Raw genomic sequence first — 15,813 nt, forward strand, 5'->3', positions numbered from 1 at the left:
CGACCTGGGCGTCGTGCGAGGGCCACATGCTGCAGCGCAGCAGCCGCACCGGATTTGCGTCCGGCGCGAAACTGGGCTTGGGCGATCAGAACGGGTTGGAGCGTGCGCGGCCGTAGGCCTGGCTGCCGATCTGCCCCTGAAGCGCCGAACCGAGGTGCGTGGCGTCCGCCCACATGAAGTTCTGGATCGCCGGCTGGCCCGTCGACGGGTCGTTGCGCAGCGTCTCGTTCGTGCAGGTGGGCAGCGGCGCGGAGTCGAGGCAGCCGTAGGTCTGGTTGTCGTTCGCGATCAGGCCGAACGAGCCGGGGCTGCGCACCGCATTGCGCACGAGGTCGTCGACCAGCACGAGCGCGATCTTGCTGCCGTCGTTCAGGATGTTGCTGCGCATGCCCACGTTGAAGGCCGTGCTCATGTCCGACAGCAGCTTGGCGCGGTCGAAGTCGCCGCGCTGCGCTTCGGCGAAGGCGTACGGCGAGTAGCTCATGTCGGGCACGGTGAGGATGACCACCTTGGCACCGGCGTTGGCGATCGAGTTGACGACGTTGGCGAGCTGCGTGCCCTGGTCCTTCATGTCCTGCACCAGCACCGTCTCGTCGGGGCTGGCGTTGGCCTTGTACTCGTTCAGGATGTCGTTCATGCCCACCCAGATCAGCACCAGGTCGTTGCCGTTGAACGTGTCGCCGCCCTGGAACGCGGCCACCTTCTGCACGACGTCGGCCACGGTGCCGTTGACGGTCGTGTTGTCGATCGCGTTGTTCTCGAATGCGCCGTTCGGATTGCAGTTGGCGAAGGTCAGGCCGTAGCCGTTGGCGACCGTTTGCGTCCAGATCGGATTGAGCGTGCAGTCGGTCTCGCCCGTGATGTTCGAGACCTCGTTGATGCTGTACTTGAGGCCCTGCGAACCCTGGAGACGGCTGCTCTCGTCGCCGAAGACGAGCAGGCGAGCCGGCACGAAAGCCTGTTGCTGGTAGGTGCCGCCGCCGCAGGACGCGAGCACGGCGAGCGCGCCGGCTGCGGCCATTCCCGTGACCACTCGCATCGCGATGCGGCCCAGGCGTTCATTGAAAAGCATTCGTTCTCCTGTAGGATTTCAGCTGGACTCCGGTGCCCGCCCTCGCAAGCCCGGAATCCTCAAGATGTCTATGCAGCGGCCGCGCGCTGCAAGCGGTCGCGGACGCCCTCCCACGCCGGGGCGTCGGGAGGCGTCTCGACCCAGATCAGACTGGCACCGGTGGCGTCGAGTTCACGCAGCGCTGCGAAAAGTTCGTGCGCCGCGGCGACCGGATTGTCCGGCATCACGCGGTACGCGCGCACCGAGCGGTCCGGCGTGACGGTGCGGAAATATACCGCCACCGGGTTAACGCTCGATTTCGCGAGCACGCCGAGCGCGGCGCGCAGCTGGTCGGCGGGCATCATGCGCAGCTTGGCGCGCGGCGCGTAGTGCGCCTCGAGCGTGCCCGAGGCGCGCGGCGCGTCGAACCCGGCCTCGCGCAGCGGATGTCCCAGCACGGCCTCGATCTGCGCGCGCGTCAGCACGCCCGGGCGCAGCAGCGCGGGCGCGCCGAGGCTGCAGTCGACGATGGCCGACTCGATGCCCGCGTCGCACTCGCCGCCGTCGACGATGGTGAAGTCGTCGCCGAAGTCCTCGTGCACGTGCGCCGCCGTCGTCGGGCTGATGCGCCCGAAGCGGTTGGCGCTCGGGCCGGAGACGCCGGCCACGCCGAGTGCCGCGGCGGCGTCGAGCAGGGCGCGCGCGACCGGATGCGCCGGGCAGCGCAGGCCGATGCTGGTCTGCCCGGCGGCCGACGCCGTGCCCATGCCGGAGCGGCGCGGCACGATCACCGTCAACGGGCCCGGCCAGAACGCGTCGACCAGCTTCTGCGCGGCGGCCGGCCAGTCGCTGGAGAACGCGCGGGCGGCGTCGACATCCTTGACGTGCACGATCAGCGGATGGTCCGCCGGCCGGCCCTTGGCGGCGAAGATCTTCGCGACGGCCACGTCGTCGTCGGCGCGCGCGCCCAGCCCGTAGACGGTCTCGCTCGGGAACGCCACCAGCTCGCCCGCGGCCAGTTCGGCCGCGGCGCGCTGCAGCGCCGCCGTGTCGTTGCCGTCGACGATGGCCATCAGAAGCCTTGCAGCCCCAGCACCGCCGCGGCCGCGTTCGCGCGCTCGCGCGCCAGCGCGGGCGTGGCGGCGGTGACCGTCAGGTGGCCCATCTTGCGCCCCGGCCGCGCCTGCTTCTTGCCGTACAGGTGCAGGTGCATGCCCGGCAGCGCCAGCAGCGCGCCCCAGTCGGGCTCGCGCTCGCGGCCGCCGTCGAACCACAGGTCGCCCAGCAGGTTGACCATCTCGCACGGCGAGTGCTGGCGCGGCGTGACCAGCGGCAGGCGCGCCAGCGTGCGCACCTGCAGCTCGAACTGCGACAAGTCGCAGGCGTCGATCGAGTAGTGGCCGGAGTTGTGCGGGCGCGGCGCCATCTCGTTGGCGACGAGCGCGCCGTCCTCCAGCACGAAGAACTCGACGCACAGCACGCCGACGTAGTCCATCGACTCGGCGATGGCCGTCGCGCGCGCGATCGCCTGGTCGGACTGCGACTGCGTGACGTCGGGCGCCGGCACGGTGGTGAGCGCGAGGATGCCCGAGCGGTGCAGGTTCTGCTGGACCGGCAGGTTGACGACCTGCCCGTCGGCACCGCGCGCCACGATGATGCTCAGCTCGTACTTCAGCGGCAGGCGCTTCTCGAGCACGCAGAGGACGTTGCGCAGCTGCGTCCACGCGGCCTCGAGCGCCACGCGGTCGGCGACGACGACCTGGCCCTTGCCGTCGTAGCCCAGGCGCGCGGTCTTCAGGATGCCCGGCAGCAGGTCGTCGGCGATGGCCGCGAGCTGCTCCCTGGTCTCGATGACGGCGTACGGCGCGCACGGCACGCCGGCGCGCTCGAAGTGCGCCTTCTCTGCGGCGCGATCCTGGCAGATGGCCACGGCGGCGGCGGCGGGCGCGACGGGGATGTCCTGCGCCAGCGAGGCCAGCGACGGGGCGGGCACGTTCTCGAATTCGGTGGTGACGGCGTCGCAGCGGCCGGCCATCTCGGCCAGCGCGCGCTCGTCGTCGTAGGGCGCGCACAGCTGGGCGTGGGCGGCGGCGCCCGCCGGGCTGTGGGCGTCGGGATCGAGCACCAGCGTGTCGAAGCCCAGCGTCTGCGCGGCGTGCACGAACATGCGGCCGAGCTGGCCGCCGCCGAGCACGCCCAGCGTGGCGCCGGGCGGGAGAGCGCGCCGCGACGTCATTGAGCCTCCGTGCTGCGCACTGCGGTCCGAGCGCCTGCGGGCGGCCGGGCGGCGCTCACTTCAGCTCCTGCGTCATCGCGCGGGCGACTTCGGTCTGCTTCGCACGGAAGGCCTCTAGCCTGCCGCGCAGCGCCTCGTCGCGGCTGGCCAGCATCGCCACCGCGAACAGCGCCGCGTTGGCCGCGCCGGCCGCGCCGATCGCGAAGGTCGCCACGGGAATGCCCTTGGGCATCTGCACGATGGAGTGCAGCGAATCGACGCCGCTCAGGTGCCGGCTCGCGACGGGCACGCCCAGCACTGGCACGACCGTCTTGGCCGCCAGCATGCCCGGCAGGTGCGCGGCGCCGCCCGCGCCGGCGATGATGGCCTGCAGGCCGCGCGCGACCGCGCCTTCCGCGTACGCGAACATGTCGTCGGGCATGCGGTGTGCAGAGACGACGCGCGCCTCGAAGGGAATGGCGAACTCGGCGAGAATGTCGGCAGCCGCCTTCATCGTCTCCCAGTCGCTGGCCGACCCCATGACGACGCCGACTGCAGGCGAGGCACTATTCAAGATCACTCCCGGTAAAACGACGATTTTAGCCGGGGGCACAGGCGAAGCCCCACATGATAGACATCACCCTCCAGAATTTCGAGAACGACCTGCTGCACGATTCGATGCAGCAACCCATTCTTCTGGACATCTGGGCGCCCTGGTGCGGCCCGTGCAAGGCCCTCGGTCCGATGCTCGAAAAGCTCGAGACGGCCTACGAAGGCCGCTTCAAGCTCGCCAAGCTCAACAGCGACGAGCAGCCCGAGATCGCCGGCCAGCTGAGCCAGGCCTTCGGTGTGCGCTCGATCCCGTTCTGCGTGATGTTCCACCAGGGCCAGCCGGTCGACGGCTTCGTCGGGGCGATTCCCGAGAGCGAGATCCGCGCGTTCCTCGACAAGCACGTGCCGGGCGCCGACGAGCTCGCCGCCGGTCAGGATGCCGAGGCCGCCGAGGCCCTGCTGGCCGAGGGCGACACCGACTCCGCGCTGGCCAAGCTGCAGGAGGCCGTCGCCATCGACCCGGCCAACGAGTCGGCCCGTTTCGACTACCTGCGCCTGCTGATCGAGACCAGCCGCAGCAACCCCGAGCTGCTCGCGCAGGCGCGCCAGGCCTACCAGCCGGTGGCGCAGCGCGTGCTGCCCAACGCGCGCTTCGACGCCATCGGCCACTGGCTCGATGCCAGCGAGAAGGCCGTCACGGCGCGCTCGCACGACGAGCTGGCCGCCGCGATCGCCACCAACAAGCGCGACTTCGACGCCCGCTTCGAACTCGCCCAGTCGTTCTTCGCGGCCGGCGCGTTCACGCAGGCGCTCGACGAGCTGCTGGAGATCCTGATGCGCGACAAGTCGTGGAACGGCGAGCTGGCGCGCAAGGTCTACGTGGGCATCCTCGAGCTGATGACCAAGCCCGCGCCGAAGGCGGCGCCGGAGAAGTCCGCGGCCGACAAGCCCAAGCTGGAGCTGACCGGCCACTCGGCGGCCGTCGGCGCGGATCCGGTCGTCGACCAGTACCGTCGGCGGCTGAGCATGACCGTGCTGAGCTGAGCCGACCCGCGGGCGGCCAACCCGCCCTCGTCCTCAGCTGAAGTTGACGACCGCCAGGGCCTCGGCCCAGCGCTTCTGCTCGGCGCGGTGCAGCGCCAGCGCGGCCTCGGCCTGCGCCGCGTGCGCGTCCGCCTGCTCGGTGCGCCCGAGCGCGCGCGTGGCCGCGGCCAGGCGCGCGTGCGTGGCGGCGATGTCGTCGTGCTCGGTCATCAGCGGCAGCACCGCGACGATCGCGCGGAGGCGCTTGACCGCCTCGTCGTTGCGGCCGAGCCTGACCTCGGCGAACACCGCGTCGGCCAGGAAACGCGCCTCGCGGTGCACCTGGCCCTCGGCGCGGGCGCGCGACAGCTGCGAATCGAACAGCGCGATGGCCGCGTCGTACTGGCCCAGCACCGTCATCAGCTGAGCGCGCAGCAGCGGCACCTCGGCCATCAGCTGGCCGTTGCCGACGCCCGCGTCGTAGTTGCCGGTGGACTCAGCCTCCAGCAGCACGCGCTGCGCGTCGGCCAGGTCGGCGCGGTCGAACGCGCCCTCGAGGCTGATGCGGCCGGCCTGGAACGCAGCCATGTTGTGCAGCAGCACGCTCACCAGCGAGACGTCGCCTTCGGTGGCCGCGTGCTGGCGCGCGACCTTGTACCAGGGGATCGCGCGGTCGTCGTCGCCGGCCACGCGCCAGGCGCTGGCCACGACCAGCGCGGCGCGCGCACGCGCGGCGTGGCTGTCGGCCGGCGCGATGCGCAGCGCTTCCTGCACGTGCGAGACGGTGGCCTCGACGTCGCTGGCGTTGAAGTCGGCCATCGCGAGCCAGGCCGCGCTGAGCGAGTGCAGGTCGGCGTCGCCGGCGGTGGACGCGAGGTCGTAGGCGCGCTGGAACTTCGCCCGCGCAGTCGGCGAGAGCGACTCGCAATGCTCGATCAGCCCGTCGACGAAGGCGACCCAGGCCGACAGCACCGGGTTGCGCAGACGCTGGCTCTGCGAGCGCAGTCCCGCCAGCGCGAAGCGCGCCTCGGCGAACTGGCCGTGGCGCGCCAGCACCGCGGCCCGGCGCGACTTGAGGCACTCGCGCTCGAAGACTTCTTCAGCCTGGGCGATTTGTGCGTCGAGTCGGTCGATCAGGCGGGACATGTGGTGGAGCAAGCTCTTTAACCGGCGAGGCGTTCGAAGGCTTCGCGGTACTTCGCCGCCGTGCGCTCGCCCACTTCCGCGGGCATCGCCGGCGCGGGCGCCTTCTTGTTCCACGGCTGGCCGTCGATGCGCACCGATTCGAGCCAGTCGCGCACGAACTGCTTGTCGTAGCTGGGCGGGTTCTGGCCTTCGGCGTAGCCGTCGACCGGCCAGTAGCGCGAGGAGTCGGGCGTCAGCACCTCGTCCATCAGCGTCAGCGTGCCGTCGGCGTCAAGGCCGAATTCGAACTTCGTGTCGGCGATGATGATGCCCTTGGTCAGCGCGTATTCGGCGGCGCGCTTGTACAGCGCGATCGAGACGTCGCGCACGCGGTTGGCGAGCTCGTTGCCGACCATGGCCGACGCGACCTTGAACGAGATGTTCTCGTCGTGCTCGCCGGCCTCGGCCTTGGTGGCCGGCGTGAAGATGGGCTCGGGCAGCTTCGACGCGTTCTTCAGGCCGGCGGGCAGCTCGACGCCGCACACCGACTGGCTTTCCTGATATTCCTTCCAGCCCGAGCCGGCCAGGTAGCCGCGCACCACCGCCTCGATGGGCAGCGGCTTCAGGCGCTTGACCAGCATCGCGCGCTGGCTGACCTGCGCGATCTCGTCAGGCTGCACCACCGATTCGGGCGCGTCGCCGGTCAGGTGGTTGGGGACGATGCCTTCGAGCTTGTCGAACCAGAACAGCGCCATCTGCGTCAGCAGCGCGCCTTTGCCGGGGATCGGCTCGCCGAGGATGACGTCGAACGCCGACAGCCGGTCGGTGGCCACCATCAGGATGCGGTCGTCGCCGACGGCGTAGTTGTCGCGCACCTTGCCGCGCGCGAGCAGCGGCAGGGAGTGGATGGACGTGGTGAGCAGCGCGGCGGTCATGGCGTGAGCAGGCGTAAGGAACGGTAAACCCGTATTGTGCCTGCCGCAACCCTTCCCTGCGCTGTGTCCGAACGACCGGTCGTGATCAGTTGACGGTCTGCGCGAGTTCGCCGCTGGCGTACTTGGCCGCGACGACCTGCAGCGTGTCCGTCTTGATCTTCGCCGCCTGGCCCTCGCAGCCGAACTCCATGTAGCGCTGGCGGCAGATCTGCTTGGCGGCCTCGCGCGCCGGCTTCAGGTAGTCGCGCGGGTCGAACTTGTCCGGGTTCTCGAACAGGTACTTGCGGATCGCGCCGGTCATCGCGAGGCGGATGTCGGTGTCGATGTTGATCTTGCGCACGCCGTGCTTGATGGCTTCCTGGATCTCCTCGACCGGCACGCCGTAGGTCTCCTTCATGTCGCCGCCGAACTGGCGGATGATGGCCAGCAGCTCCTGCGGCACCGACGACGACCCGTGCATCACCAGGTGGGTGTTGGGGATGCGGCGATGGATCTCCTTGATGCGGCCGATGGCGAGGATGTCGCCCGTGGGCTTGCGCGTGAACTTGTAGGCGCCGTGGCTGGTGCCGATGGCGATGGCCAGCGCGTCGAGCTGCGTGCGCTTGACGAAGTCGGCGGCCTGCTCGGGGTCGGTCAGCAGCTGGTCCATCGTCATCGTGGCGTCGGTGCCGTGGCCGTCTTCCTTGTCGCCCTTCATCGTCTCGAGCGAGCCGAGGCAGCCGAGCTCGCCTTCGACCGTGATGCCGCGCGCATGCGCCATGTCGACGACGGTGCGGGTGACGTCGACGTTGTAGTCGTAGCTGGCGATCGTCTTGCCGTCGGCCTGCAGCGAGCCGTCCATCATCACCGAGCTGAAGCCGAGATCCATCGCGCCGCGGCAGATGTCGGGGTTCTGGCCGTGATCCTGGTGCATCACCAGCGGGATCTGCGGCCAGCTCTCGGTGGCGGCCTGGATCAGGTGCTTGATGAAGGGCTCGCCCGCGTACTTGCGCGCACCGGCCGAGGCCTGCAGGATCACCGGGGCGCCGACCTCGGCGGCGGCCGTCATCACGGCCTGCACCTGCTCGAGGTTGTTGACGTTGAACGCGGGGATACCGTAACCGTTTTCGGCGGCGTGGTCCAGCAGCTGGCGCATGGAAACGACGGGCATGGGAAGTCCTCAGGGGAAGTTGCGAATGGCGTCTCGGCACGCGAACGGTGCCACGAAATGGGGTGGCGCGGTGCCGTAACCGCGTCGTAACTTGCCCATTTTAAAGGGTCGGATACCGGACCGCATAATCGCGGCTGGTTCGCACATCGCAACGACGGAACTCCGATGGTCTTTTCCTGGTTCAACACAAGCAAGGTCGACGCCTTCATCGACGGCGAGGTCGCCGCGCTGGTCAAGCGCATTCCGCCGGCCAAGCTCGAGGGCAGCGGCGCCGCGGTGAAGAAGGCCGGAGAGCAGCTCGCCAAGTCGCACAACGACCTGCTGCGCCGCGCCCAGCAGTTCGTGCAGCGCGAGAAGCCCAACCTGTACCAGAAGGCCCGCATCGCCAACCGCATGAAGTGGGCGCTGCTCGAGGCGAAGTACCCGAAGCCGTTCGTGGACGAGCTCGCCTACGCGCTCGCCACCGTGGTGGCCGGCGCCAATTCGCAGCGCGAGGTCTGATGCCCGCGCCGCCGCGCCCGAACCAGAAGGGCCCGACCTCCGCCGGCGCCGCACAGCTGAACCAGGCCGTCGCCCTGCACCAGGCCGGCCGCCTGGACGAGGCCGAGGCGCTGTATCGCCAGGTCGTCGCGCAGGCGCCGGGCCACTTCGACGCCACGCACCTGCTGGGCGTGATCGCGCTGCAGCGCGGCGACCTCGCCGCGGCCGAGACGCTGATCTCGCAGGCCCTCGCGTCCAGGCCCAAGGACGCGACCGCCCTCAACAACCTCGGCACGACGCTCCTGCGCGCGCGCCGGCTCGACGAGGCGCGCGAGCAGTTCGAGCGCGCCGCCAAGGCGCAGCCGGCGCATGTCGACGCGCAGTCCAACCTCGGCAACGTGTTGCGGCAGCTGGGACGCATCGCCGAATCGGTCGTGCCCTTGAAGCGCGCCTTCGCCGGCAGCCCGAAGTCCGCCGAGATCGCCGACCTGCTCGGTGCCTCGCTGCTGGACACCGGCGACGGCCGCGGCGCGGTCGCGGTGTTCGAGTCCAGCGTCAAGGCCCGCCCGCGCGAAGCCCGCGGCTGGCTGCACCTGGCGATCGCCAGCCAGATGGCCGGCAATCCGAAGCGCGCGCTGGAGGCCGCCGATGCGGCGCTGGCGATCACGCCCGGCGACTCGCGCGCGCTCGGCGCGCGCGGGCAGGCGCTGGCCGGCCTCGGCGACGCCGGCCTGGCGCGCGACGCCTTCGCGCATGCGGTGCTCGGCGCGCCCGACGACGCGGTCGCGCGGCACAACTTCGGCGTCTTTCTGCGCGATCTCGGCGACCACGACGCCGCCATCGAGCAGCTGCGCAAGGCGGTCCAGCTCGACCCCGCGCTCGCCGCCGCGCACGAGGCGCTGGTCGGCGCGCTTGTGGACGGCGGCCGCGGCGACGAGGCGATGCGCCACGGCCAGGCCTTCGCGAGCGCGCACCCGGACAGCGGCGCGGCGCTGGCGATGCAGGCCGCGGCGCACTTCGCGCAAGGGCGCATCGAGGAGGCCGTCGACCTGTACCGGCGCGCCGCCGCCATCGCGGATGCGGATGCGGCGACCTTCCTCGGCTACGGCAACGCGCTGCTGGGCGCCGGCCACGCCGCCGAGGCGACGAAGCAGTTCGCGCGCGCCGTGGAGCGCGATCCGCAGGACAGCCGCGCCCGCTTCGCGCTCGCGATGTCGCACCTGCGCCCGGTCTACGACGACGCCGCGCAGATGGAGGCCTCGCGCCGCGCCTTCTCGCGCGCGTTGTCCGAGCTCGACGCCTGGTTCACGCCCGCCCGCGCCGTCTCCGGCGCAAGGGGCGTGGGCAGCGCGCAACCGTTCTACCTGGCCTACCACCCGGTCGACGTGCGGCCGCTGCTCATGCCTTACGGCAAGACCGTCGCACGGCTGATGGCCAGCGTCGCCGCGCCACCGCTGGACCCGCGCCCGACCGCCGCGCGCAAGCTGCGCGTGGGCATCGCCGCTGCGCAGGTGCGCGACCACTCGGTGTGGAACGCGATCACGCAGGGCTGGGTGCGCCACTTCGATCGCGAGCGCATCGAGTTGACGCTGTTCAAGCTCGAACCCGCCAGCGACGACGAGACCGCCCGGGCGCGCCGCGACGCGACAGCGTTCGTCGACAAACCGGTGACGCTGGACGACTGGGCGCAGGCGATCGTCGACGCGCGGCTGGACGTGCTGATCTACCCCGAGATCGGCATGCATCCGCTCACCACCAGGCTCGCCGCGATGCGGCTCGCGCCCGTGCAGGCCGCGGCCTGGGGCCAGCCGTTGACCACCGGGCTGCCGACGATCGACCTGTTCATCTCCGCGCAGGCGCTGGAGCCCGCCAACGGCGCGTCGCATTACTCGGAACGCCTCGTCGCGCTGCCGCACCTGGGCGTGTGCCTGCAGCCGCTGCAGCCGGCGGTGGTCGCGCCCGACTTCGCGACGCTGGGCCTGAACCCGGCCGAACCGCTGCTGCTGTGCCCCGGCACGCCGTTCAAGTACACGCCGCAGGGCGACGCGGCGCTGGTGGCGATCGCGGCGCGGCTGCAGGCGCGCGGCGCCGGCCGGCTGGTGTTCTTCGGCAGCCATCGACCGGCGATGTCGGCGCAGGTCGAACAGCGCATGCGCAAGGCCTTCGCGAACGCCGGGGTCGACTACGACCGCACCGTCGCCTGGATCCCGACGCTCAACCGCGGCCGCTTCTTCGGGCTGATGCAACGCTCGACGGCGCTGCTCGACACGCTGGGCTTCTCCGGCTTCAACACGGCCGTGCAAGGCCTCGAGTGCGACCTGCCCGTCGTGGCGTTCGAGGACAAGTTCATGCGCGGCCGGCTGGCCAGCGGCCCGCTGCGCTTCCTCGGCCTCGACGAACTGGTCGCCACCACGCCGGCCGAGTTCGCCGACATCGCGCTGCGCCTGGTCGAGGACGAGGCCTGGCGCGCGCACGTCGAGCGCGAGATCGCGCAGCGCCGCCATGCGCTGTTCTTCGACCAGGCGCCGGTGCGCGCCCTCGAGGACGCGCTGTTCGAAGCGGCCGGCGTCGCCAAGCCCGCCTGATCGCCCGGTCGCTCGGAACTCGACCGGTTTTCCGGTCTTGTTCGGCGCGTTCGCGCGCTGCAGGTCCGGGAAACTGTGCCGAGTTGAGCCGCCGTCCCGAGGCGGCCCGGAGCACCTTGATGGCACGCATTGAACTCTCGACCCTGACCCGCACGATCACTGCCGACGTGCTGGCGCATCCGACCGATCTCGGCCCCGTGCTGGCCAAGCGCCACTCGGTGTCGCGCGGCACGATGACCAAGCAGCTCAAGCGCCTGGTCGAGAACGGCTGGATCGAGCGCAACGGCAACACGCGCCCGCATTTCAAGCCCGGCGTGCAGCGCGAGGTCACCACCGAGTACGCGGTCGCCGGCCTGGACGAGCACACGCCCTGGCTGCGCGACGTGCACCCGGTGCTGCAGCTGAGCCCCGCCGTCGCGCGCATCGCCCAGCACGTGTTCGGCGAGCTCCTCAACAACGCGATCGACCACGCGCAGGCCACGCGCGTGACGGTCTCGGTGCGCCAGACGCCCACCCACCTGCACATCCTGATCGGCGACGACGGCCTCGGCGTGTTCAAGCAGCTCGCGGCCAAGGCCGACCTGCCGGACGCCCAGCGCGCGGCGCTCGAGATCTCGAAGGGCCGCCTGACGACGCAGCCCGAATGCCACGGCGGCCGCGGCCTGTTCTTCGTCGCGCGCATGGTCGACGCGATGAACCTGCAGTCCAACGGGCAGGTGCTGCAATGGCGCCACCGCGGCGAGTCGGTGCAGTTCCGCAGCCATCCGCTCAATCGCACGGGCACCACCGTGTTCGTCAGCCTGGCGCTCGATTCCACCGTGCGCCCGACCGACACCTACAGCGCCTTCGGCTCCGAGGAAGCGCCGCTGGACTTCAGCCGCACCCAGGTGCCGCTGCGCCTGCTGACCGACAACGGCCTGACGCTGGACTCGCGCGCCCAGGCGCGCTGGGTCGTCTCGCGCCTGGAGCTGTTCGCGACGGCGGAGCTTGACTTCGACGGCGTCGACGACGTCGGTCCCAGCTTCATCGACGAGGTGTTCCGCGTCTACGCCAAGGCCCACCCGGAAGTGGCGCTGCAGCCGACCAAGGCCAGCGGGCGCGTCGAGAAGCTGCTCAAGGGCACGATCCACTGAGCGAATCGCTGCGCGCGATCCACATCTCGCGGTAGGCGGCCTCGAGGTCGCGCACGAAGCGCGGCATGTCGGTCAGCGGCGACGCGCGCAGGCGCTCCCGCAGCGCCTGCCGCAGCGACGCGAGCGCGCGCAGGTCGGACGCGCGCGCGACCGCCAGCTCCACGAAGTCTTCAATGGTCGGCGCGATCCAGTCCGCCAGGCCCAGCTCCTCGAGGAGGCTGGCTGCGCTGCGCGAGACCGAGCGCTCCCCCACCGTGGCGACGACGGGCACGCCCATCCACAGCGAATCGAAGGTGGTCGTGCCGCCGCCGTACGGGAAGGCGTCCAGCGAGATGTCGACCGCGTTGTACGAGGCGAGGTACTTGTTCAGCGGCACCCGGGCCAGGAACTCGACACGGTCGACCGCCACCCCCTGGCTCGCGATGTCCTCCCGGATGGCCGCCCGCTTGCGCTCGGAATTGACGTTGGCCACGACCAGTCGCGACCCGGGCACCCGCGCCAGCAGCTCGCCCCAGCGGCGGCTCATCGCCGGCGAGACCTTCAACGCCGCGTTGAACGAGCCGAACGTGACGTGGCCGTTGCGCTCGAACGGCGCGTCGGGGCCCAGCGGCTCGTCCAACAGCGGCCGGTAGCACCATTGGCTGACGGGCATGTGCACCAGGCGCTCGGTGTGCACGGGCTGCGCGATCGCGATCGGGTCGGTGCGGCGATCGCCGAGGCGGAAGTCCATCGTCGTGAGGCCCGTCGTGTTGAGGTAGCCGATCCACGACACCTGCGCCGGCGCGGGCCGCTGCGCGAACACGCCCAGGCGCGGCTGCGCGGTGTGGCCGACGAGGTCGACCAGCACGTCGATGCCGTCCGCGTGGATCGCGTCGGCCAGCTGCGCGTCCGTCATGTCGTGCGCCGGGCGCCAGTGGTCGCTGAGCGTGCGCATGCGCTCGGTGATGAAATCCTCGGTCTCGCCGTACGAATAGCAGAACACCTCGACCTGCGAGCGGTCGTGCTGCTCGAGGACGGGGATCAGGAAGAACGACACCGGGTGCAGGTACAGGTCGCTCGAGAGATAGCCGATGCGCAGCCGGCGCGCGCGATCGGCCGAGTCGCGCCAGGCGTCGAAGCGGACGGGCACGGCGCGTTCGAGGTCGGCCCCGAATTCGACATGGCGGCGGAAGATGTCGTCGCCCGCGATGCCGTCGGCGAAGATCATCAGCAGCAGCTCGAACGAGCGGTTGCCCCAGGCGCCGGGCGCCTTCTCGATGGCACGCCGCACGGCCGCCAGGGCCTCGGCCGCGAAGCCCTGGTCGCGCAGCAGGCGGCTCAGCAGCGTCAGCGCTTCCAGGTTGTCGGGCATGCCCTCCAGCGCGCGCTTCAACGCAACGACGGCATCGTCGGTGCGCGACTGCCCGGCCAGCATCACCGCCAGGTTCAGCCACGCACCCGCGTCGCCGGGCTGCAGGCGCAGGGCGGCCTCCATCGCCGCGATCGCCGGCGCCGTCTTGCCGAGCGCATCCAGCACGTTGGACTGCACGACCAGCGCCTGCGGGAAGTCCGGCTTGGCGCGGACGGCGGCCGCGACCAAGGGCTCGGCCCGCGCGAAGTCGTCGCGCAGGACCAGCAGGCGGGCGTAGTTGTAGTTGCCGAACGGATGGTCCGGCGCGATGGCCAGGCAGGCCTGGTAGGCCCGTTCGGCCCCGGCGCCGTCGCCCTTGGCCGCGAGCAGGATGCCCAGGTTCAGGTGCGTGCGCGGATGGCCCGGCGCGATGGCGATGGCCTGGCGGTACAAGCCCTCGGCCTGCGCCAGGTCGCCGGCATCCTCGCGCTCGTTGCCTTGGACGACCAGCGCGTCGGCGCCGGCGATGTCGTCGGGCACCGCGACGGGCGCGGCCGGCGCCGCCGGCGCGGACTTGATCTTGTTGAACAGGTTCTTGAACATGGAGCGTCCTCACGGGTCGCCCATTGTCGACCCAAGCAGCGAGGCCCGGTCGCCGCCGACGCTGTCGCTCAAACGGCGCGAGAGAAGTCCGAGGGAGCCGCGGATCCGGCTCCGCGGGGCAGCGAGCGCCGGCGAGCGTGGGGGCTCAATTGACGCGGCAGATCTTCAACATGTTGGTGCCGCCCGGGTAGCCCATCGGCTCGCCGCAGGTGATCGCGTAGGTGTCGCCCGGGCGGAACACGCCGCGCGCGACCAGCAGGCGCTCGGCCTCGGCGAGCGCGGTGTCGCGGTCGTCGTAGGTCGGCATCATCAGCGGCGTGACGTTGCGATACAGCGCCATGCGGCGCAGCGACGTCGGCTGCGAGGTCAGCGCGAAGATGGGCACCTGCGAGCGCTGGCGGCTGATCCACAGCGCCGTCGAGCCCGACTCCGTCAGCGCGACGATCGCCTTGCAGCCCAGGTGCTGCGCGGTGAACAGCGCGCCCATCGCGATCGACTGGTCGATGCGGCCGAACTTCTTGTTGATGAAGGTCGTCTCGATCAGCTGCACGTCGTCGGCCCGTTCGGCCTCGAGCGCGATCGCGGCCATGGTCTCGACGGTCTCGATCGGGTAGCGGCCGGCCGCGGTCTCGGCGCTGAGCATCACGGCGTCGGTGCCGTCCAGCACGGCGTTGGCGACGTCGCTGACCTCGGCGCGCGTGGGCACCGGCGCGAGGATCATGCTCTCCATCATCTGCGTGGCGGTGATGACGACCTTGTCCATCTCGCGCGCCATGCGGATCATGCGCTTCTGCAGCGCTGGCACCGAGGCGTTGCCGACCTCGACGGCCAGGTCGCCGCGCGCCACCATGATGCCGTCGCTCGCCTTCAGGATCGACTCGAGATTCGGGATCGCCTCGGTGCGCTCGATCTTCGCGATCATCGCCGGCTTGTGGCGCTGCGATTCGCCCGCCACGTTGGCAAGCTGGCGCGCCATCTCCATGTCGGTCGCGTTCTTCGGGAAGCTCACCGCGAGGTAGTCGCAGCGGAAGCTTGCGGCGGTGCGGATGTCGTCCATGTCCTTGGCCGTCAACGCCGGCGCCGTGAGGCCGCCGCCCTGCTTGTTGATGCCCTTGTTGTTGGACAGCTCGCCCTCGACCTTGACGATCGTGTGCACCTTGTCGCCCTTGACCTCCTCGACCGTCAGCACGATCAGGCCGTCGTTGAGCAGCAGCGTGTCGCCGGGCTTCACGTCGCGCGGCAGTTCCTTGTAGTCGAGGCCGACGCCGTTGATGTCGCCCGGCTCGGTGCGCGACGCGTCGAGCACGAAGCGCTCGCCCTTGACGAGCATCACCTTGCCGTCGACGAACTTGCCGACGCGGATCTTCGGGCCTTGCAGGTCGGCCATCAGCGCGACGGTGCGGCCGACGCGCTCGGCGATCTCGCGCACGAGGTTCGCGCGGTCGATGTGGTCCTGCGCCTTGCCGTGGCTGAAGTTCAGGCGCACCACGTCGACGCCGGCGCGGATCAGCCGCTCGAGCACCTCCGGATCGCTGGTGGCGGGGCCGAGGGTCGCGACGATCTTGGTACCACGGGTCATGACGGGATGTCTCCTGGGCGCCTGCGCGCCTCTGTAGCAAGGTAACTGGATA

The 15,813-nt window shown here is 70.7% G+C and carries 13 protein-coding genes; 4 read left to right on the forward strand and 9 right to left on the reverse strand.

Annotated features, from left to right (window positions below; genetic code table 11):
- Positions 1-85 precede the first annotated feature (85 nt).
- The 4 genes from LPC04_RS07195 to purE all read right to left on the reverse strand — a co-directional run bounded on the left by LPC04_RS07195 (position 86) and on the right by purE (position 3,807).
- The gene (locus tag LPC04_RS07195; protein ID WP_275681494.1) at positions 86-1,072 is read right to left on the reverse strand and encodes an SGNH/GDSL hydrolase family protein; all 987 of its coding nucleotides are present in this window, start codon (positions 1,070-1,072) and stop codon (positions 86-88) included.
- Positions 1,073-1,140: 68 nt separating this feature from the next.
- On the reverse strand, positions 1,141-2,124 hold the full coding sequence (locus tag LPC04_RS07200) for an L-threonylcarbamoyladenylate synthase (RefSeq protein ID WP_275681495.1): 984 nt from the start codon (positions 2,122-2,124) through the stop codon (positions 1,141-1,143).
- Entirely contained in the window at positions 2,124-3,287 is a 1,164-nt protein-coding gene (locus LPC04_RS07205) for a 5-(carboxyamino)imidazole ribonucleotide synthase (protein WP_275681496.1), read from the reverse strand. The genes LPC04_RS07200 and LPC04_RS07205 overlap by 1 nt, the downstream gene beginning before the upstream one ends.
- Before the next feature lie 55 nt (positions 3,288-3,342).
- A complete protein-coding gene (purE, locus tag LPC04_RS07210) occupies positions 3,343-3,807 on the reverse strand; it encodes a 5-(carboxyamino)imidazole ribonucleotide mutase (protein ID WP_275681936.1) in 465 nt (154 codons plus the stop codon).
- An 86-nt stretch (positions 3,808-3,893) separates the two neighbouring features.
- On the opposite strand from purE, the gene LPC04_RS07215 reads away from it, so the two are divergent.
- Positions 3,894-4,862, forward strand: coding sequence for a tetratricopeptide repeat protein (locus LPC04_RS07215; protein WP_275681497.1), 969 nt, complete (start codon positions 3,894-3,896; stop codon positions 4,860-4,862).
- Between the two features lie 33 nt (positions 4,863-4,895).
- Here LPC04_RS07215 and LPC04_RS07220 read toward each other — a convergent pair whose 3' ends face one another.
- From LPC04_RS07220 to fba, 3 genes are all read right to left on the reverse strand, one after another.
- Complete coding sequence (locus tag LPC04_RS07220; RefSeq protein ID WP_275681498.1) at positions 4,896-5,987, reverse strand: hypothetical protein; 1,092 nt, start codon at positions 5,985-5,987, stop codon at positions 4,896-4,898.
- Positions 5,988-6,004: 17 nt separating this feature from the next.
- Complete coding sequence (locus LPC04_RS07225) at positions 6,005-6,901, reverse strand: phosphoribosylaminoimidazolesuccinocarboxamide synthase (RefSeq protein WP_275681499.1); 897 nt, start codon at positions 6,899-6,901, stop codon at positions 6,005-6,007.
- Between the two features lie 85 nt (positions 6,902-6,986).
- Positions 6,987-8,051 carry a class II fructose-bisphosphate aldolase gene (gene fba, locus LPC04_RS07230; protein ID WP_275681500.1) on the reverse strand — a complete coding sequence of 355 codons (1,065 nt, stop codon included), beginning with the start codon at positions 8,049-8,051 and terminating at the stop codon, positions 6,987-6,989.
- 165 nt (positions 8,052-8,216) lie between these two features.
- Between fba and LPC04_RS07235 the strand changes: the two genes are divergently transcribed.
- From LPC04_RS07235 to LPC04_RS07245, 3 genes are all read left to right on the forward strand, one after another.
- Positions 8,217-8,552 (forward strand): hypothetical protein, encoded by a 336-nt coding sequence (locus tag LPC04_RS07235; protein WP_275681501.1) that lies wholly within the window; start codon positions 8,217-8,219, stop codon positions 8,550-8,552.
- On the forward strand, positions 8,552-11,116 hold the full coding sequence (locus LPC04_RS07240) for a tetratricopeptide repeat protein (protein WP_275681502.1): 2,565 nt from the start codon (positions 8,552-8,554) through the stop codon (positions 11,114-11,116). Before LPC04_RS07235 ends, LPC04_RS07240 begins: the two co-directional genes overlap by 1 nt.
- Positions 11,117-11,235: 119 nt before the next feature.
- Positions 11,236-12,249, forward strand: coding sequence for an ATP-binding protein (locus LPC04_RS07245; RefSeq protein ID WP_275681503.1), 1,014 nt, complete (start codon positions 11,236-11,238; stop codon positions 12,247-12,249).
- Here the strand turns inward: LPC04_RS07245 and LPC04_RS07250 are convergent.
- Positions 12,230-14,182 (reverse strand): O-linked N-acetylglucosamine transferase, SPINDLY family protein, encoded by a 1,953-nt coding sequence (locus LPC04_RS07250; RefSeq protein ID WP_275681504.1) that lies wholly within the window; start codon positions 14,180-14,182, stop codon positions 12,230-12,232. The genes LPC04_RS07245 and LPC04_RS07250 overlap by 20 nt on opposite strands.
- A gap of 145 nt (positions 14,183-14,327) precedes the next feature.
- Positions 14,328-15,761, reverse strand: coding sequence for a pyruvate kinase (pyk, locus tag LPC04_RS07255; RefSeq protein ID WP_275681505.1), 1,434 nt, complete (start codon positions 15,759-15,761; stop codon positions 14,328-14,330).
- Between the last annotated feature and the right edge of the window lie 52 nt (positions 15,762-15,813).

It is taken from the genome of Scleromatobacter humisilvae (genome assembly GCF_023231945.1).
GTDB lineage: Bacteria > Pseudomonadota > Gammaproteobacteria > Burkholderiales > Burkholderiaceae_C > Scleromatobacter > Scleromatobacter humisilvae.